Below are 21,254 nucleotides of genomic sequence, written 5' to 3' on the forward strand. Positions count from 1 at the left end.
GAACGTGACCCCACGCTCCTAGCACGCTTTGCGAATCAGGCCAGTTGATCGCCGACCGGCAGGGAGCGGATGCGCTTGCCGGTGGCGGCGAAGATGGCGTTGCACAGCGCCGCCGGGGCCGGCGGATAGGCCGGCTCGCCCAGGCCGGTCGGGTTGTTGTCAGACAGCTTGAAGTGGACCTCGACGTCGAAGGCGTCGGCCATTCGCAGCAGCGGGAAGTCGCCGAAATTGCTCTGGGTCGTCGCCCCGTTCTCGAAGGTGATCTCTTGGGCCAGGGCCGCGCCGACGGCGTCCAGGATCGAGCCCTGCACCTGCTGCTCGGCGCCCTTGGGGTTGATGATCTGGCGGCCGCAGTCGACGGCGGTCCAGGCCTTGTCGATCTTCAGCGAGCCGTCCTTGACCGTCACCCGCAGGACCACCGCCACATAACCCATGTGGCTGTAGTGGCAGGCCACGCCCATGCCGGTTCCTGCCGGCAGCTTGCGGCCCCAGCCGGACTTCTCGGCCACCAGGTCGAGCACGCCGCGCATGCGGCCGGTGTGGAAGCTATCGCGCTCAGTGGCCGCGCCCAGCAGGCGCGGCTCGCCCAGCAGCTCGCGGCGGAAGGCGATCGGATCCTTGCCGGCGGCGATGGCCAACTCGTCGGTGAAGCTTTGCAGCACAAAGCCGAAGGCGTTGTTGCCCGGCGCCCGCAACGGCCCAGTCGGCGCGCCCAGCGGCATCACCGAGACCTGGACGCGGTAGTTGTCGAGAGCCCGGCAAGGGAACTGGGTGGCGTTGAAGCCGCAGCTGGGCGCGAACTTGTCGCCCTCGCCGAAGCTGACGAAGTGGTCGTTCCAAGCCACGACCTTGCCCGAGGCGTCCAGGCCGGCGGTCAGGTTGTGCCAACCGCCGGGGCGGTAGAAGTCGTGCTGAATGTCGTCCTCGCGCGTCCAGATCAGCTGGACCGGGACGCCGGCCTTGGCCGCTATCGCCGCGGCCTCGACCATGTAGTCGTTGTTGAGCCGCCGGCCGAAACCCCCGCCACCGCGCACCAGGTGGATGGTGATCGCGTCTTCCGGCACGCTCAGGGCGGCGGCGACCAGCTTGCGGCCGGGCTCGGGGTTCTGGGTTGGGGCCCAGATCTCGACCTTGCCGTCCTTGACCGATGCGGTGCAGTTCTGCGGCTCCAGCGGCGCGTGGGCGATGAACGGATAGCTGTAGGCGGCGCTGACCGTCTTGGCCGCGCCCTTCAGGGCCGCGTCGACGTCGCCGTCGGCGCGGTCGACGCGTTGCGGCGGGGCCTTGGCCAGCTCGGCGGCCCTGGCGGCGAAGGCCGCGCTGCTCTGGGCCGAGGTCGGGTGGTCGGCCCATTTGATCTCAAGCGCCTCGCGGCCCTTGCGCGCCGCCCACCAGCTGGTGGCGACCACCGCCACGCCGGGCAGCAGGCCCTGCGGGTTGGTCCCGCCCTCGATCACGAAGGCGTCCTTGACGCCCTTGACCGCCTTGGCCGGGGCGAGATCGACCGAGGCAACCTTGGCCCCGAACACCGGCGCCTTGGCGAAGGTGGCGAACAGCATGCCCGGCACGCGGGTGTCGATGCCGTACAGCGGCTTGCCCGTGGTGATGGCGTCCAGGTTCTGGCTCTTGTGGCTCTGGCCGATGATCCGGAAGGCCTTGGGGTCCTTCAGGGTCAGGCTCTTGGGATCGGGGGCCGGCAGCTTGGCGGCGTCCTCGACCAGCTCGCCATAGGCGGCGCGACGACCGCCGGACACGACGAAGCCCGGCTCTGTCTTGCAGCCTTCCGCCGGGACGTTCCAGCGGGCGGCCGCCGCCTGGATCAGTAGAGCGCGGACCGTGGCCCCTACCCGGCGCAGGCCGTCATATTCCAGGGTCGTGGCCATGCTGCCGCCGGCCACCTGGCGGCCATAGACCTTGGTGTCGGCGATGGCCTGCTCGACGGTGACGGCCGACCACTCGACGTCCAGCTCCTCTGCGATCAGCATCGGCAGCGAGGTCTTGATCCCCTGCCCCACCTCCGGAACCTTAGAGGCGATGGTCACCTTGCCGTCCGGCGCGATGCGGACATAGGCGTTGACCTGGGTCGCGCCGGCGGCGCTGCCCTCGCTCGCCATGGTGAAGCTGAGCAGCAGGCCGCCGCTGGTCGCCGCGCCGGTCTTCAGCACGAAACGGCGGGTGGGGTCGCGCGGGATCTCGCCGTCCATGATCAAGCCTCCACCTGGCCGGAAGCGACCTTGATCGCCTTCTTGATGCGAATGTAGGTCGCGCAGCGGCACAGGTTGCCGCTCATCGCCGCGTCGATGTCCTCGTCGGTCGGCTTGGGTTTTTCGGTGAGCAGGGCCGTGGCCGACATGATCTGGCCGGCCTGGCAGTAGCCGCACTGCGGCACGTCGATGGCCTTCCAGGCTTCCTGGACCTTGGCGCCGACCGCCGTCTTGCCGACGCCCTCGATGGTGGTGACCTTCTTCTTGCCCACGCTCTCGACCGGCGTGACGCAGGCCCGAACCGGCGCGCCGTCCAGGTGCACCGTGCAGGCCCCGCACAGGGCCGCCCCGCAGCCGAACTTGGCGCCGACCAGGCCCAGGGTGTCGCGCAGGACCCACAGCAGCGGCGTGTCGCCGTCGACGTCCGCTGTCTTGGTCTCGCCGTTGATGCTGAGCGTGAAGGCCATGACGTGCTCCGGTCCTCAAGGTTGCGGCGATCTTGCCCCAACGGCGCCGCTAGGGCGAGGACTGTCACATAACTTTCATAGATAGGATTTGACGCCTCTTTCCTTCCGTGGTTCCGGTGCGCCCGCGCAGCGATCCGTTCACGGACGAATGCGATTCCACAGCAAGGAAAGACGCTGATGCTGGGCTTGTTCAAGGCCGTCATGCCGAAGGAAGACGCCTTCTTCGACCTGTTCTCCGCCCATGCGCGGACCCTGGTCGCGGGCGCGCGGGCGCTGCACGACATGACCGCCGGCGGCGACGCCGTCGAGGCCGCCAGCGCCCGGGTCTACCAGCACGAGGAAGAGGCCGACGAGGTCACCCGGCAGGTGATGATCGCCGTGCGCCGCAGCTTCATCACCCCATTCGACCGCAGCGACATCCAGAGCCTGACCACTTCGCTGGACGACGCCATCGATCAGATGCGCAAGACCGCCAAGGTCGTCAGCCTGTTCGAGGTCAAGACCTTCGAGCCGCAGATGCGCGACATGACCCGCGTGATCGTCGAGGCCGCCAAGCTGACGGAAGAGGCCGTGCGGCTGCTGCCGAAGATGCGCCTCAACGCGCATAAGCTCAGCGAGATCGCGGTGCGGATCACCGAGATCGAGGAGCAGTCGGACGTGATGTACGACGAAGGCCGCAAGGCGCTGTTCCTGGCCAGCCAAGGCGGTGATCCGATGGCCTTCATCGTCGGCGTCGACATCTACAGCCACCTGGAAAAGGTCATGGACCGCTTCGAGGACGTGGCCAATCGCATCAGCGGCATCGTCGTCGAACAGGTCTGAGCCTCGTGGACCCCACGTTCATCATCCTGGTCTTCCTGGTCGTCGTCGCCCTGGCGTTCGACTTCCTGAACGGCCTGCACGACGCCGCCAACTCAATCGCCACCATTGTCTCGACCCGCGTGCTGTCGGCCAAGTGGGCGGTGATCTGGGCGGCGTTCTTCAACTTCATCGCCTTCCTGTTCTTCGGCCTGCACGTGGCCAAGATGGTCGGCTCGGGCATCGTCGACCCGCACGTGATCAGCGATCGGCTGATCTTCGCGGCCCTGATGGGCGCGATCAGCTGGAACCTGCTGACCTGGTGGGCGGGCATCCCTTCCTCCAGCTCGCACGCCCTCATCGGCGGCCTGGTCGGCGCGGCCATCGCCAAGGTCGGCGGCATCGGCGCCATCCAATGGGCGGGCCTGGGCAAGACCGCCGCCGGCATCGTGGTCTCACCGACCATGGGCTTCCTGCTGGCCCTGGTTCTGGTGCTGGTCGTCTCGTGGACCTTCGTGAAGAGCTCGCCGTTCTTCGCCGACCGCATCTTCCGCAAGCTGCAGTTCGTCTCGGCCGCGCTGTACAGCCTGGGCCACGGCGGCAACGACGCGCAGAAGACCATGGGCATCATCGCCGCCCTGCTGTTCGCCCACGGCGCCACCGACCAGCCGGGCCACATCCCGTTCTGGGTGGTCCTGGCCTGCCAGACGGCCATGGGCCTGGGAACCCTGTTCGGCGGCTGGCGTATCGTCCATACCATGGGTAGCAAGATCACCCGCCTGACCCCGATGCAGGGCTTCTGCGCCGAGACCGGCGGCGCGATCACGTTGTTTTTGGCGACCCATGTCGGGGTTCCGGTCTCGACGACTCACACGATCACAGGCGCTATCGTCGGCGTTGGCGCCTCGCGCCGAGTCTCGGCGGTGCGCTGGGGCGTCGCCAAGGACATCGTCACGGCCTGGATCGTCACCCTGCCGGCGGCGGCCCTGACGGCGGCGCTGTTCTACTATCTAGGGTTCTGGATGAAGTGACCGACATTGGGGGGAAGCAGGAGGGACGCAAGTCCGGCGGCAAGCGCCGCCAAGTGGCCGCCCTGCCCTGGCGGGGCGAGGGCGCGGCCCTGCGCGTCCTGCTCGTTTCCTCGCGCGAAACCCGCCGATGGGTGATCCCCAAGGGCTGGCCGATGAAGGACAAGACCGACTTCGCCGCCGCCGCCCAGGAAGCCTATGAGGAAGCCGGCCTCGATGGCGTGATCGCGCGGCGGCCGATCGGCGAGTACGAGTACCTCAAGAAACTGAAGAGCGGCGCGGCCCGCCTGGTCAAGGTCGACGTCTATCCGCTGAAGGTCACCGGCGAACTCGAGGCGTGGCCGGAGAAGGGCCAGCGCACCCTGGAATGGATGACCCCGGTCGAGGCCGCCCTCGCCGTCCAGGAGCCAGAGCTGCGCGACCTGATCGCCCGTTTCGCCGGCGTCGAGCTCTCCGAGGAAGAACGCCCCTCGCCTCATCCCGCGCCGACGCCGGTCCGCGTGGCCTTTCAGCGCCTGCGCCGCCGCGTGACGGCGCTGTGGGGGCGGTACCGAAGTTAACCCACACGCTGTGGACAAGTTCGCGCGGGGCGCATAATGTTCTCATTATGTTCTTCAGCGACGAGACCCCATGCAGCTGTCCCTAGGCCTGGCCCGGTCCCCGCTGGAGCGCGTACGCGACGCCCTGCTCTGCGAGTTCGGCCCGCAGCGACCCGTGGCGCGCATGGATCCGGTGTCGCAGCTGGTGAAGTCGTCAATCAGCGGCCGCACCCAGGACGCCGTCTCGTGGGGCGCGTTCCTGCGCCTGCGGGCCGAGTTCAAGTGCTGGGAGGATCTGGCCCGCGCGCCGGTCGCCGCCGTGGCGCGGCTGATCGACGACGTCACCTTTCCGGGCGACAAGGCCCGCCACCTGACCACCGCCCTGAAGATGATCGAGGCCAAGGTCGGCTGGCTGTCGCTCAGCCACCTGAAGACCCTCGAGGTCGACCAGGCGCGCTGGGAGCTTCAGGCCCTGCCCGGCGTGGGGGTCAAGGTCGCCGCCTGCGTGCTGAACTTCAGCGAGCTGGCCATGCGCGCCCTGGTGGTCGACACCCACATCGACCGCGTCGCCAAGCGGATCGGCCTGGTGGGCGCGGGCGACAGCAACCACACCTACCACACGCTGATGGGCCTGGCGCCGGACACATGGACCGCCGACGACCTGTTCGAGCTGCACTGGCTGATGAAGCGGGGCCTGGGCCAGATGCTGTGCCCGCACGAAGGCCCCAAGTGCGGCGCCTGTCCGGTCAAGGCGATGTGCGCCAAGGTCGGGGTCGGTCACAGCGCCGACGTTCTGGCGTGGAAACCGCGAAGCTGAACCTGACACGAAATCGTGCGCTGATGGAAGCATGACCATCCGCATCGGCACGGCCGGCTGGAGCTTCCCGCGCGACCTCGACTTCCCGGTCGAGGGCACGGGGCTGGAGCGCTACGCGGCGCGGTTCGATTGCGTGGAGATCAACTCTTCCTTTTACCGGCCGCATCAGCGCAAGACCTACGCGCGCTGGGCGGCCAGCACGCCGGCGGACTTTCGGTTCGCGGTGAAGGTTCCGCAGGCGGTCACCCACGAGCGGCGGCTGACGGCGATCGACGATCTGCTGGCGCGGTTCCTGGACGAGACGGACGGATTGGGCGCCAAGCGCGGACCACTGCTGATCCAGTTGCCGCCGAGCCTGAGGTTCGAGGTCGAACGGGTCGAGCCGTTCCTGGAGACCTGGCGAGCGCGCACGGACGCGCCGACGGTGCTGGAGCCGAGGCATGCGAGCTGGTTCGCGGCGGAGCCGCAGGCGATGCTGGCGAACTTCCAGGTGGCCCGTGTCGCGGCGGATCCGGCCCTGGTTCCGGCCGCCGCGGAGCCCGGCGGCTGGCCGGACCTGATCTATCGCCGCTGGCATGGATCGCCGGCGATCTACGAGAGCGCCTATCCGGCGGAGACGCTTGAGGCTTTGGCCGCTCAGCTGACCAGAGAGGCCGAAACCTGGTGTGTCTTTGACAACACCAAATTCGGCGCGGCGACGCGGGATGCGCTGGCGATGCTGGATCACCCGCGGGTCCGCCCTCGCCCTTCGACAAGCTCAGGGTGAGGACTCCATTTAGCGTGTCGTTCGAGTAGAAACCTCACCCTGAGCCCGTCGAAGGGCGAGGTTTCGGTCCACGGAGTTCCCCATGACCGCGTTCGACCCCGCGATGATGGCCGGCCCCGAGGCCGTGGCCCGGTTCCTCGAAACCGGCGACGAAGCCCTGCTGGACGGCGTGTTCTCCGACGGCGACGTTACCATTCTCGAGAACTTCCCGCCGCACGTCTTCAACGGTCAGTCGGGCCTGACCCAATGGAAGGCCCTGATGGCCAAGCACGCCGGCGCGATCGGCGAGCTGCGTCACACGTTCGAGCGGCCGAACGATTTCGGGGTCACCGGCGACACCGTCCACTTCACCCTGCCCACCCGCTGGGTCGGCGTGCGCGACGGCGCGCCGTTCAAGGAACTGGGCGGCTGGACCTTCGTGCAGGCGCGCGACGGCGACCGCTGGCGGATCCGCTCGTACGGCTGGGCGGTCGTGGAGTTCACCTGGGACGCCTAGGGCCCGCCCGCCAGTTCCGTGAAGGTCTTCGTCCCGATCGGGTAGCGCTTCCAGTCGTTGAAGTCGAAGTGCCACCACTCTTCCGGATAGACGGTGAAGCCCTCGGCCTCCATCGCCTGGCGCAGCACCAAACGCCGCGCCCGCTGCGCCGTCGTGCCGCCCACGAAGTCGGCATAGGAGCGGGTCGAGAACTCGTCGTAGCGGCCGGGCATCTCCACGGCCTCGCCTGTCTTCAGGTCGTACAGCGTCAGGTCCACCGCGCAGCCGCGGTTGTGGCGCGAGCCCTGCGAGGGGTCGGCGACGAAGACGTGGTCCTCGAGCGGCGTGGCGTCCCAGAACATCCAGGTGACGTACCAAGGCCGGTAGGCGTCGTGGATCAGCAGGCCATAACCCTTGGCGGCCAACGCCTTGTGGATCCGCCCTAGAGCCTCGGCGGCCGGACGCTGCATGTACGCCGCCGGCTTCTCGTAGAGCGGAATGCCCATGAAATTGTCGGGCGTGGCGTACCGGATGTCGAGCTTGATGCCGGGATCGACAGTCTTGACGTCGACGAGGTCGGACGGCAGGCGATCGGTCTCGACCGGCGGCGTCGCGGCCAAGGCCCGCTTGCGCAGCGCCACCGGATCGGCGCGGACGGCCTTGCGGATGCGGTCCCGCGTCTCCAGGCCGAAGTCGTGGAAGGCCAGGGACTTGCCGTTCAGGCGTACCCCGCCCTTCTCCAGCGCCAGCTCACCGCCGCCCGCGATGACATAGCGACCACCGCCCGAGGGCGTCAGCCTAGCGGACTTGAAGCCCTCGCCATCGATGTGCAGCGCCCCGTCCTGCTCGAAGACGGTGAACGGCGCGGCCTTGTCGCCGTACTGGCCGATGGCGGCCCATTCGGCCTTTGTCCGCGCCAGGGCGGCCGGCGCCAAAAGCCCGGCGGCGGCGATGGACAGGAAGGATCGTCGAACCAGCATGCTCATCACCGCGCCCCAAAGACTGCTGCCAGGCCGTTATTTCATCGTCGGGATGACGAAGCTCGAGTCACCCACATCGCCTTCCGGCCAACGGGCGGTCACCGTCTTGACCTTGGTGTAGAACTTCACGCCCTCGACGCCGTGCTGGTTGGTGTCGCCGAACGCGCTGCGCTTCCAGCCGCCGAAGGTGTGATAGGCCACCGGCACCGGGATCGGCACGTTGATGCCGACCATGCCGACATTGACCCGGGCGGCGAACTCGCGCGCCGCGCGGCCATTGCGGGTGAAGATGGCGACGCCGTTGCCGTACTGGTGCTCGGACGGCAGGGCCATGGCCTCCTCGAAGCTCTCGGCGCGGACGATCTGCAGCACTGGGCCGAAGATCTCTTCCTGGTAGGTCTTCATGCCCTTCTTGACGCCGTCGAACAGCGACGGGCCGATGAAGAAGCCCTTCTCGAAGCCTTGCAGCTGGAAGTCGCGGCCGTCGACGACCAGCTCGGCGCCCTCTTCCTGGCCGATGCGGATGTAGTCGGCGATCTTGGCGCGGTGCTGGCTGGAGACGACCGGCCCGTAGTGGGCGTCGGCGTCGGTGGAGATGCCCACTTTCAGCGTGCCGATCTCGGCGACCATCCGCTCGCGCAGTTCGTCGGCCGTGGCCTTGCCCACCGGCACCACCACTGGCAGGGCCATGCAACGCTCGCCGGCCGAACCGAAGGCCGCGCCCGACAGGTCCTTGACCACCTGATCCAGATCGGCGTCGGGCAGGACGACACCGTGGTTCTTGGCGCCGCCCATGGCCTGGACGCGTTTCCCGTGCGCCGTGCCGGTCTGGTAGACATAGTGGGCGATGTCGGAGCTGCCGACGAAGCTGACCGCGCGGATCAGCGGATGGGTGAGGATGGCGTCGACGGCGCTCTTGTCGCCGTGGATGACGTTCAGCACGCCCGCCGGCGCGCCAGCCTCCATCATCAGCTCGGCCAGCTTGACCGGCACGGTCGGATCCTTCTCCGACGGCTTGAGGATGAAGGTGTTGCCGACGGCGATCGAGATGCCGAACATCCACATCGGGATCATGGCCGGGAAGTTGAACGGCGTGATGCCCGCGCAGACCCCCAGCGGCTGGCGCATCGAATAGACGTCGATGCCGGGGCCCGCGCCTTCGGTATATTCGCCCTTCAGGATATGGGGGATGCCGCAGGCGAACTCGATGACCTCGAGGCCGCGCTGGATGTCGCCCTTGCTGTCGGCGATGACCTTGCCGTGCTCGGACGACAGGATCTCGGCCAGGCTGTTCATGTCGCGCTCGATCAGGCGCTTGAACTCGAACATCACCCGGGCGCGACGTTGCGGATTGGTCTGCGCCCAGCCGATCTGCGCCTTGGCGGCGGCCTGAACGGCGGCGTCGAGCTCGGCGTCGGTCGCCAGTTGCACGCGGGCCTGGACCTCGCCGGTGTTGGGATTGAAGACGTCGCCGAAGCGGCCGGAGGAACCAGCCAGGGTCTGACCGTTCACGAAATGGGCGATGTCTCGCATGATGCGCTCCCTAACGCGGTTTTTGGCGTCAATAGCATCCAAGGTTCGCGCAGTATCGCGCGAAATTCTACTCAGACCGCCCTACTCGGCGTCCACATGGACGCGGCGGAACCTGCCTTGCAGGTAGACCAGCGGCTCGTGGTCGGGGTCGTAGCGCAGCTTGACCACCCGCCCGACATAGACCCGGTGGTCGCCGGCGTCGAAGACGTGGTGCGTCTCGCACTCGAAATTGGCCATGCAGCCGGGCAGGATCGGCACGCCGGTGCGCCAGGTCTCGGTGTCGATGCCGGCGAAGCGGTCGGTGTCCTTCTGGACGAACTGCCGGGCCAGGGCCTGATGCTCGGCATGCAGAACGTTGACCGCCCAGCGCCCGGCGGCGTCCAGAACCGGCAGGCTGGAGGACTTCAGGTCGACACAGACCAGGGCCAGCGGCGGGTCCAGCGACACCGAAGTGAAGGAATTGGCCGTCAGCCCCACCTTGTGCCCGTCCTCGCGGACGGTCGTGACCACCGTCACCCCGGTCGTGAAGCACCCAAACGCATTGCGCAGAGCCCGGGCGTCGTGCTCGGCGCCCTCCCCCAGTTCGATCGTAACCGCTTTACTCATCGCCTAAGCAGTGGGGCAAAGCGGAACGGTCGGCAAGATCAGATCCTCCCCTTCTGGGGGAGGTGTCAGCGAAGCTGACGGAGGGGGCAGAACCGCCACCTCCGAGCTGCCCCCTCCGGCCCTTCGGGCCACCTCCCCCAGAGGGGGAGGATCTTCAGCCTTCAACCAAAACACCCGGCCGCGCCGCATCAAGGCCAAAGGTGACCGGCAGGTGGCGCACGTGCGGGGTCTGCAGGCCCAGCGCCTTGGCCCCGCGCGCCACGGCCAGCTTGCCCAGGGCCGTGGGTCCGAAACCGTCCTGCACGCGCGGCTTGGCGCCCAGTCGGCGACGCAGCACGCCGTTGGCATAGATGACATTGGCCCGCATCAGGGCCGGCGGGGTCATGAATTCGATCGAGATCGAGACGTTCAGCATCGGACCGTTCTCGATCCGGTGCGGGGCGTTCTGCTTCCAGGTGACCATGTTCCCGGGCGTCAGGTCGACGGCCTGGGCGCCCGCGTCCCATTCGGGCTCGAAGGCGAACTGCTCGGCGGTCTCGCGCAGCACGATCTTCTCCAAGGCCAGGTCGCCCACATAGGGATCGGCCACCGGATAGACCCACACCTTCTTCTCGCCGCGGATCTGCCACAGCGACACCAGCGGCACGTCGAGGTGGTAGAAGACCTGGGCGTTGGCGCTGGAGATCAGCATGCCGACGTCGCGCTTGAAGGTCTTCAGGCCCGGCACATGGGCCTCCTTGTCGGCGAAGATCTCGTCGCTGAGGGCGGCGTACTCCGGCACGTGATCGTTGGTCTGGCGCAGGTTCAGCCAGATGCGGCCGGTCTTGGCGGCGTCCAGCAACTGGTCGCCCGTCAGATCGCCGGCCGAGCCCTTGCGCCAGGTGGTCCAGGCCTTGGGATCCTCGCCCATGGTGAAGACGCCCAGCTTGTCGCGGGGATACAGGTCCAGCAGGCGCGCCAGCCCCTCGTCGTCGAACATCGGACGCTCATGCAAGGCGTGCTTGAACATCAGGTTTTCGCGGCCGAAGGCCTTGGCCTTGCCCGCCGTCCAGTCGGTGATCACGCTCACGCGGTCCTCCCGTAGAAATGGATCTTGAAGGGACCCCACCAGAAGGTCTTGCCCAGGCCCCGCGCGGCGCGGTCCAGCCATTCGGCGCGATCCTTGGCGCGGGTCAGCCACTTGAAGCCAGCCACGACGCCGAAGACGGCGGCCTGGCCCAGGCCGATGATCATCCAGCGGGCGACGCCCACATTGTCGCGCGGGATGGCGGCGGCGCAGTGCGAGGTCGGCCCCTGGCCGTAGGCGAAGGCGCGGGCGATCGTGTAGCGCAGGTTCAGGCGCGACAGCACCGGCTCTTCCCAGACCCAGGCCGCCGGCTCCCAGGCGAACCGCGCGCCGGCCGCGCCCATGTGGCCAAACAATAGGTCGTCCTCGCCGCCGATGTGGTTGCGCTCGACACTGAAGGGCGTGACCGGGTCCGGCAGGGCCGCCCGGCGGATCAGGCTATCGCCGCAGCCGTAGTGATGATCGAGAAGCCCAGCCTCGGCCGGACCGACGCGCGAGAAAAAGCGCTCGAGGTAGTCGCGGTTCTCGACGATGTGGGCCGGGGCGCGGGTGCGCACGGGGCCAAACACCACGTCGGCGTCGAAGCGGATCCGCGCGGCCAGCAGCGCCGCCAGCCAGCTGGTCGGCGCCTCCTCGTCGTCGTCCAGGAAGGCGATCAGCTCGCCCGACGCCCGGGCCATGCCGGCGTTGCGCGCGAAGGCGACGCCGGGGCGCTTTTCGTGGACATAGATCACCGGGAACGGCGCGGCCTTGGCCAGGTCGTCCACGACCGGCTTGGCCGAGGGGACCTGGTCGTTGTCGACGATCACCAGCTCCAGCTCGGTGCGGTCGACGCCGGTCTGGCCGAACACCGAACGCGCCGCGACGGCCAGGCCATCGAGACGTCGTTGGGTCGGGATCATGATCGTGATGCGCGCCATCAGACCTCCGGATGATCCCCGCCACGGCGCTGCGCCTTCGAGGCCACGGCCCCGACGAAGTCGCGCACGCGGCCGGACATGGTCAGCTCGCTGCTGGCGATGGCGTCCATCCTGCGGCGCAGCTGGCCGACCGGCCCCGCGCCATGGCCGCCTGCCATGCTCCAGACGCTCTCCATCGACGACGCCACGCGCCCGCCGATGCTGGAGGCCGTCGCGGCCCCCTCACCGATCGTGATGCTCTTCAGGGCGTAGGACCGCTTGTAGTGGTCGTGGCCGGGACCGAGATCATAGCGGGTCAGGCCCAGCTCCGGCATCGCGGCGATGGCGCGCAGGAAGAAGATCTGCCCCGGCGACCAAGCGGCATGCTCGGGGCTCATCGAAGCGAGCCAAGGGTGATAGGTCGCGCCCTGGCGGATGCCGAAGTGACCGCCGACCAGCGTGTCGCCGGCATAGAGGTTGATCATCAGACCGCGGAAGTCGCCATCTCGGGCCGAGAACAGGTCGGCCATCAGCTCGCGCGTCCAGTCGGCGCGCAGGAAATCGTGCATGCCGGTGCGCAGCAACTGCTCGCGCTTCCAGTCGATCAGTTGGTTGAAGGCCTTACGGCTGACGTCACCGGCCACCAGGCGCACCGGCCCGACCTCGCGGTCCAGCTTGTTGTCCAGGCGGCGGTAGTTCTTGATCTTCTTGGGGCTCGCGGCCCGGACGGCCTCGAGATAGTCTTCAACGGACGTTTCGGCCAGATCGATGACATAGGCGGTCCGGTCGGTCTCGGGCGAGGCTGGGAAGACGCCGTTCGGATCGATCAGGCCGCTATAGCGGAACACCGAGACGTCGGCGCCGCGCAGCACCCGCGCCAGATCCAGTCCCGCATCGGGACGGGCCACCAAGCCGTGATAGTCCGACAGCGGCGAGCCGATCGGCCGCGCCAGGCCGCCGGGGCGACGGTGATAGGCCAGAAAGCCCTGGGTCTGGCCATCGCGGCGGACCACCGCGACCCGTGCATCTTCACGAACCTTTCCAACGGCTTGCGCGAAGTCAGGCCCCAGCAGAGGGTTGCAGAACGCACCTTGCGCGCCGGCCAGGCTCCGCCACAGCGCCACGTCGGCGGCGCTCAGCAGGCTCGGGTGAAGGGTCTCGACGTCCAGCATGTCCACCTGTCCTACTCCGGGTCGGGTTAGGGAAAGATGGACCTCGCGCTGCAATCAGCGGGCCATGTGTGGGGAATCCGACGAAGCGGCTACCCGTTTATGCAATCGTCGTCTCGAACGTCGCCTTGATGATCTTTTCCAGCCAGTGCTGGTCGGTCTCGTCGAAAGCGGCGGGCTGGTCGGAGTCGACGTCGAACACCGCGATCAGCTGACCGTCGGGGCCGAAGACCGGCACGACGATCTCGCTCTCCGAACGGCCGTCACAGGCGATGTGGCCCGGGAAGGCGTGCACATCCGGGACAAGCTGGGTCTCGCCGGTCGCCGCCGCCGCGCCGCAGACGCCGCGCCCATAGGCGATACGCAGGCAGCCCAGCGTGCCCTGATACGGGCCGACCACCAGCTCGCGCTCTTTCGTGGGATCGACGACGTAGAAGCCGGTCCAGAAATAGCTGTCGAAACTGTTGGCCAGCATCGACGCCACCGTCGCCATGCGGGCGGTGACATTCGGCTCGCCGTCCAGCACGGAGGCGATCTCCTCGGCGACCTCGGCGTAGCGGGTCGCCTTGTCGGCGGAGAGGGTGAGGTCGTTGAACGCTTCGGCCATGCCGCGGATATAGCGCGACCGGCGGCGGATGCGAGGGGTCTCCATGACGTTCTCTCGGCCTTGCGACGCCGAGTCGCGCCGCCCATGCCGCACTGGTAATGGATTCTAATCAGTAAAATCGGCATCCTCCGGGCATGACTGCGATCGCCTGCCTGAAGGTTTTCGTCGGCGAGGATCTGCGATTCGCCAGTTCCGAAGCCATGGCCGCGCTCGTGGGCAAGGTCGCCAGCGCTTACCTGGAAACCGCTTGGGCCTGGCCCAGGCGCTATGGCCTGGTCGCACCGTACTCCTTCGTCCTTGCCGATCCCCGCGCCACACGGCTGGATGCGAACGAACTGCAGGCCATGGCGCGAGACCTGCAGCTCAAAATGTTCGGCGACAGAGGCGACGGTGAAGTCACGCTGCTGACGTTCGAGGGCGACCAGACCGACGTCATGCGTTTCGCCAGCATGCACGGCGAGGCGCTCAAGGCCCTGCTGGCCGGGGAGGACGATGGCGAGTTCACCGGCCGCGTATGCAAAATCACCCCAAACACCGTGACCAGCATCAAGCCCCCGGGCGGCCCGCTGGAAGGCGCGCCGCCAGCCGATGAGCTGGCCGCGATCGAACCCGAGCCGCCGCCGGGCGATATCAACGACCTTCTGGACGCGCCCAAGCCCAATACCGGCTGGTGGGGCATCTATTATCTGAACAAGGAGCGCTTCGTCGGCAGCGGCGTCGACTGGCGGATGGCCTGGAACGATCAGGCCTTCGGCGCGATCGAGGACGCCGACGTGGCCGCTCGCGACTTGGCGTGCCTGGACGCCGCGCGGGAACAGATGGCGCGCCCGCGGCCGGGCTACATGTTCCTGCCGTTCTGCTTCTCGTCGCTGATCAAGCCGTCGGTGCGCGAGCGGTACAGGGCGAGCATCGAAAAGCTGCCACGCGGGCTGCGCCCACGGATGGCGGCCAGCGTCCACGATGTCCCGCGAGAACCGTCCTACGGCGCGATAGGCCAGATCCGGAAGTTCCTCGGCCCCTATTTCTCGTTGATCGACCTGCATGTGCGGGATCCAGGCTTTCGGATCGAAAGCTTGCCGACCGGGGCGGTCAACAGCGTCACCCTCGTCCTTGAGGGCGCCGACGAACGCGCGCGCCTGGCGGCGATCAGCCGCTTTCTCGAGGACCCCGAGATCTATCGCGCCAAGCGCACCTGGCAAGGCGTGGCCATGGTCAACAGCCTGAGGGAGCTGGACCTGTGCCGTCGTCTGAAAGCCCCCTTCCTCAGCGGTCCGATGGTGGCCCCGCTCGCCCCCGTCCCGGCCGGAGAGGTCGCCTGCCCGGCGCTCAACCTGCCCTATCGCAACTGAGCCGCCCGCGTTTCAGGGCGACCGGGCGTTCAGTTGAAGAAGGCGGTCAGCCCCAGCAGGCCGCAATTGGGTTCGTTGACCAGATAGAGCGGCACGTCCCGAAGATAGGCGGCCATCCGGCCCTTGGCCTCGAAGCGTTCGCGCACGATCGTCCGGTCCAGCATTTCGCCCCACGACAGCACGGTCGCGCTGATGATGTAGACCCCGCTGCGCGCGCCGGCCATCAGGACCAGGTTGCCCGACACCGCGCCCAGCCACCCCGAGACCAGGGCGAAGGTTTCCCGCGCGATAGGATCTCCCTGACGCGCCGCCGCCAGCAGGGCCGCCATGTCGGCGGGCCGCTTCGACCCGCCCCCTAAAACCGAAAGCGCGTAGGCGACGTCCAAAACCCCTCGCCCGGCCAGGACGTGTTCGGTCGAGACATGGCCGTGCATGTCGCGCAGCACGCCGATCACCTCGGCCTCGCGGGCATTGGCCGCCGCCAGGTCCACGTGGCCGCCCTCGGCCGCCGCGGCCATCCACCCGACGAAACCGTCCGGATTGAGGATGGACATGCCGACACCCCCCTCGGAAGGGCCGATGGCTCCGGCCGGCGCGTCGCGATGCGGGGCGCCGCCGCCGATCTGCTCCAGAGCCGGCCCTTCCAGCAACGGCACGGCCATCGCCCTGGCGGTGAAATTGTTGACCAGATGCAGACGGTGCAGGCCCAGCCGCTCGGCGATGACCTTCGCCTCCAGGCGCATGGGCGCGTGCGTCAGCTGGATGACGCCGTCCAGGTTGGGGCCCGGCGCGGCGATTCCGACGCCTAGAACCGGCCCCTCAAAGCCGTCGCGGAGCCTGGCAAGAAGCGCGATGAGTTCGTCCTGGCTAGCGCAGTCCACCACCCTTACGTCGGCCGGCGCTCCCCCCCGTTCGACCAGCGCGATACTCGCGCGCAGGCCGTTCACGTCCGCCAGCAGTATGTGCGGGATTTGGTCCTTCGGGTCGGTCATGATTGATCCCCCTACTAGCCAACGCCACGCGGACACGAGGCCCAGCCTGACAGGTCGCCTCTAAAATCCGGACGGCGTCGCGCCGCTGTCGCGCGTCGCACAGTAGGAGTCTCCGCAAAGACGCGCCATCGGCCAATGGGACGCGGCGTCGCAGCCCTGCCCCTTAAAACTCTTCCCACTCGCCCGGACGCGAGCCCGGCTGGATCTTCAGGGCGCTGGAGCCCTGTACGTAGCGCTGGCGGAAGGTTTCGCGGGTTGGCGCCGACGCCGGACGCGGAGCCGGAGCCGTTGGACGACGCTCGACGCGGGCCGGCATCTCGTGCACCACCGCCCCGACCTGGAAGCGGCCGATCAGGCGTTCCAGCTCGGCGGCCTCGGTCGACAGCGCGTGGCTGGCGGCGGTCGACTGCTCGACCATGGCGGCGTTCTGCTGGGTGACCTGGTCCATCTGGTTCACCGCCTGGTTCACCTCGGCCAGGCCGACGGCCTGCTCCTTGGAGGACGATGCGATCTCGCCGACCAGTTCGTTGATCTCGGCCACCTGGGTGAGGATCTCGCGCAGGGTGTCGCCGGTCTCGCCGACCAGCTTGACGCCCTTGCCGACCTGGTCGGTCGAGGCGCTGATCAGGCCCTTGATCTCCTTGGCGGCGTCGGCGGAGCGCTGGGCCAGGGCCCGCACCTCCTGGGCGACCACCGCGAAACCGCGACCGGCGTCGCCCGCGCGGGCGGCTTCGACCCCAGCGTTCAGCGCCAGCAGGTTGGTCTGGAAGGCGATCTCGTCGATGACGCCGATGATCTGGGTGATCGACCGCGAGGACTTCTCGATGCCGCCCATGGCCTGGACGGCCTCGGCCACGACCGCGCCGCTGCGTTCAGCGGCGGCCTTGGCGCTGATCGTCACCTGACGCGCGCGCTCGGCGCCTTCCGAGCTGCGCTTCACCGTGGCGGTGATCTGGTCGAGGGCGGCGGCGGTCTGCTCCAGGCCAGCGGCCTGACGCTCGGTGCGCTGCGAGAGGTCGTCGGCGGCGCCGCTGATCTCGGCGCAACCGGTGCGGATGCTGCGGGCGGCGTTGAGAATGCCGGCCATGGTCGCCTGCAGGCTCTCGACGGCGGCGTTGAAGTCGCGCGGCATCTTGGTCGCGTCGCCTTGGAAGTCGTCCTCGCGCATACGCCAGATCAGGTCGCCGTCGGCCAGGCGTTCCATACCCTCGCCCAGGCTTGAAACGGCCTTGGCCTGGGCGCTGGCGAAGGCTTGCGCCTCCCGTTCGTGGCGATGGCGTTCGATTTCGGCGGCGGCGCGCTCGGCCTCCTGCTCGGCCCGGCGGCGCTCGCCATCGGCCAGGTCGTGGCGGAAGCCGTCCAGGGCGCGGGCGATGGCGCCGATCTCGTCGCCGCCGTCGATGCCGGGGACGGCCTCGTCATAGCGGCCGGCGGAGAGCTTATCGACGCTGCGGGTCAGACCCGTCAGCGGCTTCTTCACAAGCACCGCGCTGGCGAGGAACAACGCGGCCAGCACGGCGGCGGTAATCACCAGGCCGCCCACGAACAGGATCTTGGCCAGCCGGTCGGCCGGACCGGTGATGGCGGCCACCGGCACGTCCATGACCAGGGCCCAGGTGGCGTTCAGTTCGGGCATCGGGATCGGGCGGACGATGCGAATCATCGCCGTATCGCCGTTCTTCACGCCCTTGATCTCAACGGCCGCCCCGCCGGCCAGGACGCCGCGCACGGCCTCCGCGTCCGCGTCCCCATAGGGCTTCATGCGTTTGGCGGGGTCGGGATGGGCGACCCACTCGCCGCCCGACGAGAGCAGCATGACCCGTCCGTCGCCCAGCGGATGCAGCTCGCCCAGGACCTTGGACAGGTTGTCCAGCGACATGTCGAGACCGGCCGCGCCGATCACCCTGCCGCCCGAGATCACCGGATAGGCCACCGAGGTCATGGCGACCTGACCGCCCGCCACGGTGTCGAAATAGGGTTCGGTCAGCCGCGCCCCGGCCGCCTTCACGGTGTCGGTATAGTAGGACTGGGCGAAGTCACTGCCGTCGGATTCCAGCTCAAGGCCCGGCCTGCCGTCATGATTGACCCAGTAGACCGAGAACCGACCGTCCTTGTTCGAGGCCGTTGCGGCGTCGCCGACATGTTCGGCGTCCTTGCCGTCCAGGGCGTTTGGCTCGGCCATCAGCCAAGCGCCCATGACGCTCTTGGTCGCCAGCGCGTTCGGCTTGACCATCGCCATGTACTTGTCGCGCTCGGTCAGGCCGGCCTCGTGGGCGGCGGCGATCGAGGCCTGCATGGCCCGCGCGGCGGCGGCGGCCGAAGAAATGTCGGCGTTGACTTGGTCGATCGCTTCCTCGGCGACGGCGCTCGCATACTGGTCGGTCAGACCCGAGACGATGGCGCTGGTGTGCGACGACACCGCCACCGCCGCGGCGATCAGCAAGAAGCCGATCGCCAGACCGGCCACCAGGATCAATTTCCAGGCGATGGTCAAACGACGGAACGCTGTCATTTCAAAGGTCTCCGGCCGCGAGAGTGGCTGTTAACCATGTCTTCGCGGCCGAATCCTAAAGCGCTCGTTAACTATGCCATGAGGACGCGAAACTGCGACAATCCGCGCCCAAATGGCCTTACTCTAGCGCGAGAACCGGGCCTTCACTGGCGCATAGGTGTCCCAGACCTGGCCGTCGCTCACCGAGCGCAGCAGCTTGACATACTCGGCGTGGCTCCAGGCCAGCGGGGTGGCGCTATCGGTCCCCTCGCCCCGCGCGTAGTCGTGAGCGCTCTTGGCTCCAACGCCGTCCCAGACCTGCTCAGGGATCAAGAGCCCCTCATTGGCGAACAGCTCCATCGCCTTGACGTAGGTGTCGCGGATTTTCTTGACCGCCGCCGCGTCGGGCTTGCCGGCGAGACCCGCCAGGGCCAGCTCATAGTGGCCGCGCTCGCCGGTGAAGATCGGCCACACACGGCCGCGCTGGCCCGGACGCATCTGGTTGTCGGCCCCGTAGTTGGCGCCGGTCTTGGTGTCCTCGCCGTAGCCGTCGACGCCGTAGCGGCGCCAGCCGGGGAAGCTCCCATCCACGCCTGGGAAGGTGAAGTCGTAGCGGACGCGGTGGAGGTCCTCGAGCGACTGGTCGTCGACCTTGGGCAGGCTGGCGACGATGGCCGGATCGTCGGCGCGGCGCACGCCGTAGCGGACCAGCTCCAGGAAGCCGGCGTCCAGCATCTTGTCCTCGGGCACGGCCGCCTGGCCGTTGCGCTCCTCGACCGGGCTCTTGTTGTCGGCGTCCTGGTCGCTGTTGAGGCGCAGGTAGTAGTGGCCGTCGCCGAAGCCGCCTTTGGTCGTGACCATGCGGGCCTCGACCTTGGCGGAATAGTCGTCGGCGGTCTTGCGGTAGGTGCGCGCCGACGCCGTGTCGCCAGCGGCCTCGGCGATATCGCCGGCCACGACCAGGCCCGCGATCACGGCGGCGGTCGTCGACGGCGAATAGCCGCCCTGCTCTTCCCAGCGCTCTTGCTGGGTGAACGGCGGGGTGATGGTCGAGTGGTTCCAGCCCAGGTCGACCTTGCCGCCCTTGACCAGGAAGTCGGCGGCGGGCTTCAGCATCCTGCCATAGAAGGTCTTGAGGTCGGCGTCGGACAGCCAGCCCAGCTTCCACAGTTTCCAGCCCAGCATGATCGGCATGGCCGTCTGGTCCAGTTGGACCCCGACCCATTCGGGCGTGCCATCGACGTGCGACTTCTGCAGGAACCAGCCGCCGTCGCCTTTGTTGCCAGCGGTCTTCGCCCCGACCTGGACGGTCGGCAGGTAGTGGAAGGCCGCCAGCGGCGTATCCTTGTCGCCCAAGGCCGCCAGCGCCATGGCGCACTGGTAGAAGTCGCGCGGCCAGACGGCCTTGTAGCCGGTCGAGGACTGGGTGGCGTCGACCGTGTCGCCCCACGGGTTCGACAGCGAGGCGATCAGGGCGCCGGCGTGGGTGCGGTCCTCCTGGACCTTCAGCATCAGGGCCGAGGCTTGCAGCAGCTTGCCGCCGTCTTCCGACGCTTCGCGCAGGCGCGGCAGTTCGCTCAGCGAGGCCAGATAGTCTTCCCAGCCCACCCGCGCGCCCTCGCCGTTGTAGCGGGCCAGCACCTCGGCATAACCCGTCTTCAGCGTGGCGGCGGCGGTCGCATCGGCGGCCTTGGCGTCGGAGCCGAAGCCGACGGCGAAGTCGAAGGTGGCTTCCTTGGCCACGGCCGGCAGTTGGCCGGTCAGAACGATCGCGCCCTTGGCCGAGGTGGTGGTCGCCGTCAGCCCCAGCAGCGCATCGTTGTCCTTCAGTACGCTGGCGCCGGCCTTGGCGAAGGGCTTGCCCCCTTTCAGGCTCAGGAAGGCCTTGCCTTCGGAAGCGGTCAGGGCGGCCACCGACGACGATCCGACGTCGCCGCCGCCGGTGTTGGCCATGTGCGGCTCCAGCACCAGGGTCGGGGTCACCGGGCCCTTCAGCGCCTTGACCGTCACCCGCAAGAACAGGCTGTTGCGATCGGGATCGGTGAAGATCCGCTTCTCGATGACGAAGCGCCCCTGCTTGTCGGTGGTGGTGATCTTGTAGGCCGGCGACAGCGGCCGGCCAGCGGCGTCGACGTGGAGGTATTCGGTCTTCGAGGTCGTGTCCGCGCCCTCGACAGCCAGGCCGGTCGCGGTCTGGACGGCGATGCGCATCTGCTTGATCTGGGCCTCGTGGATCAGGCCGTACATGGTCTCGGTCAGCACGCCGTCGGCGATCGAGAACCAGACCTTGGACACCGCCCCGGTCTTGCCGCCGGCCTTGTAGGCGCCGTCGACATAGGCCTCGTAGGACGCGCCGACGCCGGTCTTGGCGGAATAGGCCCAGGTGGTGGGCGCGGCGGCATGGGCCGCGCCGGCGATGACGGTAGCGGCCGAGGCCAGGGCGAGACGTTTCAGAGCGCGCATGGCGA

19 protein-coding genes are annotated in these 21,254 nt (G+C 68.2%); 7 read left to right on the forward strand and 12 right to left on the reverse strand.

What is annotated here, in order from left to right; all coding sequences use genetic code 11:
* Window positions 1-35 precede the first annotated feature (35 nt).
* Window positions 36-2,204 (reverse strand): xanthine dehydrogenase family protein molybdopterin-binding subunit, encoded by a 2,169-nt coding sequence (locus ACW173_RS23980; RefSeq protein WP_492082663.1) that lies wholly within the window; start codon window positions 2,202-2,204, stop codon window positions 36-38.
* A gap of 2 nt (window positions 2,205-2,206) precedes the next feature.
* Window positions 2,207-2,671 carry a (2Fe-2S)-binding protein gene (locus ACW173_RS23985; protein ID WP_492082664.1) on the reverse strand — a complete coding sequence of 155 codons (465 nt, stop codon included), beginning with the start codon at window positions 2,669-2,671 and terminating at the stop codon, window positions 2,207-2,209.
* 177 nt (window positions 2,672-2,848) lie between these two features.
* On the opposite strand from ACW173_RS23985, the gene ACW173_RS23990 reads away from it, so the two are divergent.
* The 6 genes from ACW173_RS23990 (at window position 2,849) to ACW173_RS24015 (ending at window position 7,115) form a co-directional block, all read left to right on the forward strand.
* Complete coding sequence (locus ACW173_RS23990) at window positions 2,849-3,493, forward strand: DUF47 domain-containing protein (RefSeq protein WP_492082665.1); 645 nt, start codon at window positions 2,849-2,851, stop codon at window positions 3,491-3,493.
* A 5-nt stretch (window positions 3,494-3,498) separates the two neighbouring features.
* Window positions 3,499-4,500 carry an inorganic phosphate transporter gene (locus ACW173_RS23995; protein ID WP_492082666.1) on the forward strand — a complete coding sequence of 334 codons (1,002 nt, stop codon included), beginning with the start codon at window positions 3,499-3,501 and terminating at the stop codon, window positions 4,498-4,500.
* Window positions 4,488-5,057: an NUDIX hydrolase gene (locus tag ACW173_RS24000; RefSeq protein ID WP_492086056.1), complete on the forward strand. Its 570-nt coding sequence runs from the start codon at window positions 4,488-4,490 to the stop codon at window positions 5,055-5,057. The genes ACW173_RS23995 and ACW173_RS24000 overlap by 13 nt, the downstream gene beginning before the upstream one ends.
* 70 nt (window positions 5,058-5,127) lie before the next feature.
* Window positions 5,128-5,853: an endonuclease III domain-containing protein gene (locus tag ACW173_RS24005; RefSeq protein ID WP_492082667.1), complete on the forward strand. Its 726-nt coding sequence runs from the start codon at window positions 5,128-5,130 to the stop codon at window positions 5,851-5,853.
* Between the two features lie 31 nt (window positions 5,854-5,884).
* Window positions 5,885-6,619 (forward strand): DUF72 domain-containing protein, encoded by a 735-nt coding sequence (locus ACW173_RS24010; RefSeq protein ID WP_492082668.1) that lies wholly within the window; start codon window positions 5,885-5,887, stop codon window positions 6,617-6,619.
* Window positions 6,620-6,701: 82 nt separating this feature from the next.
* Entirely contained in the window at window positions 6,702-7,115 is a 414-nt protein-coding gene (locus ACW173_RS24015) for a hypothetical protein (RefSeq protein WP_492082669.1), read from the forward strand.
* Here ACW173_RS24015 and ACW173_RS24020 read toward each other — a convergent pair.
* From ACW173_RS24020 to ACW173_RS24050, 7 genes are all read right to left on the reverse strand, one after another.
* Window positions 7,112-8,080, reverse strand: coding sequence for a M15 family metallopeptidase (locus ACW173_RS24020; protein WP_492082670.1), 969 nt, complete (start codon window positions 8,078-8,080; stop codon window positions 7,112-7,114). The genes ACW173_RS24015 and ACW173_RS24020 overlap by 4 nt on opposite strands.
* 30 nt (window positions 8,081-8,110) lie before the next feature.
* A complete protein-coding gene (locus ACW173_RS24025; protein ID WP_492082671.1) occupies window positions 8,111-9,607 on the reverse strand; it encodes a CoA-acylating methylmalonate-semialdehyde dehydrogenase in 1,497 nt (498 codons plus the stop codon).
* Between the two features lie 81 nt (window positions 9,608-9,688).
* The gene (locus ACW173_RS24030; RefSeq protein WP_492082672.1) at window positions 9,689-10,213 is read right to left on the reverse strand and encodes a flavin reductase family protein; all 525 of its coding nucleotides are present in this window, start codon (window positions 10,211-10,213) and stop codon (window positions 9,689-9,691) included.
* A 154-nt stretch (window positions 10,214-10,367) separates the two neighbouring features.
* Window positions 10,368-11,393 (reverse strand): hypothetical protein, encoded by a 1,026-nt coding sequence (locus ACW173_RS24035; RefSeq protein ID WP_492082673.1) that lies wholly within the window; start codon window positions 11,391-11,393, stop codon window positions 10,368-10,370.
* Entirely contained in the window at window positions 11,279-12,199 is a 921-nt protein-coding gene (locus ACW173_RS24040) for a glycosyltransferase family 2 protein (RefSeq protein WP_492082674.1), read from the reverse strand. The genes ACW173_RS24035 and ACW173_RS24040 overlap by 115 nt, the downstream gene beginning before the upstream one ends.
* Complete coding sequence (locus tag ACW173_RS24045; protein ID WP_492086057.1) at window positions 12,199-13,350, reverse strand: GNAT family N-acetyltransferase; 1,152 nt, start codon at window positions 13,348-13,350, stop codon at window positions 12,199-12,201. The genes ACW173_RS24040 and ACW173_RS24045 overlap by 1 nt, the downstream gene beginning before the upstream one ends.
* Window positions 13,351-13,447: 97 nt before the next feature.
* Complete coding sequence (locus ACW173_RS24050; protein WP_492086058.1) at window positions 13,448-13,954, reverse strand: GAF domain-containing protein; 507 nt, start codon at window positions 13,952-13,954, stop codon at window positions 13,448-13,450.
* A 134-nt stretch (window positions 13,955-14,088) separates the two neighbouring features.
* Here ACW173_RS24050 and ACW173_RS24055 point away from each other — a divergent pair, with 134 nt between their 5' ends.
* Window positions 14,089-15,303, forward strand: a complete 1,215-nt coding sequence (locus tag ACW173_RS24055) for a hypothetical protein (protein WP_492082675.1) — start codon at window positions 14,089-14,091, stop codon at window positions 15,301-15,303.
* A gap of 29 nt (window positions 15,304-15,332) precedes the next feature.
* On the opposite strand, the gene ACW173_RS24060 is transcribed toward ACW173_RS24055, so the two are convergent.
* From ACW173_RS24060 to ACW173_RS24070, 3 genes are all read right to left on the reverse strand, one after another.
* Window positions 15,333-16,295, reverse strand: a complete 963-nt coding sequence (locus tag ACW173_RS24060; RefSeq protein ID WP_492082676.1) for a glucokinase — start codon at window positions 16,293-16,295, stop codon at window positions 15,333-15,335.
* Window positions 16,296-16,458: 163 nt separating this feature from the next.
* On the reverse strand, window positions 16,459-18,807 hold the full coding sequence (locus tag ACW173_RS24065; protein WP_492082677.1) for a methyl-accepting chemotaxis protein: 2,349 nt from the start codon (window positions 18,805-18,807) through the stop codon (window positions 16,459-16,461).
* 123 nt (window positions 18,808-18,930) lie between these two features.
* Window positions 18,931-21,249 carry a glucan 1,4-alpha-glucosidase gene (locus ACW173_RS24070; RefSeq protein WP_492082678.1) on the reverse strand — a complete coding sequence of 773 codons (2,319 nt, stop codon included), beginning with the start codon at window positions 21,247-21,249 and terminating at the stop codon, window positions 18,931-18,933.
* Window positions 21,250-21,254 lie beyond the last annotated feature (5 nt).

This window comes from Caulobacter sp. ALps2 (assembly GCF_058681635.1).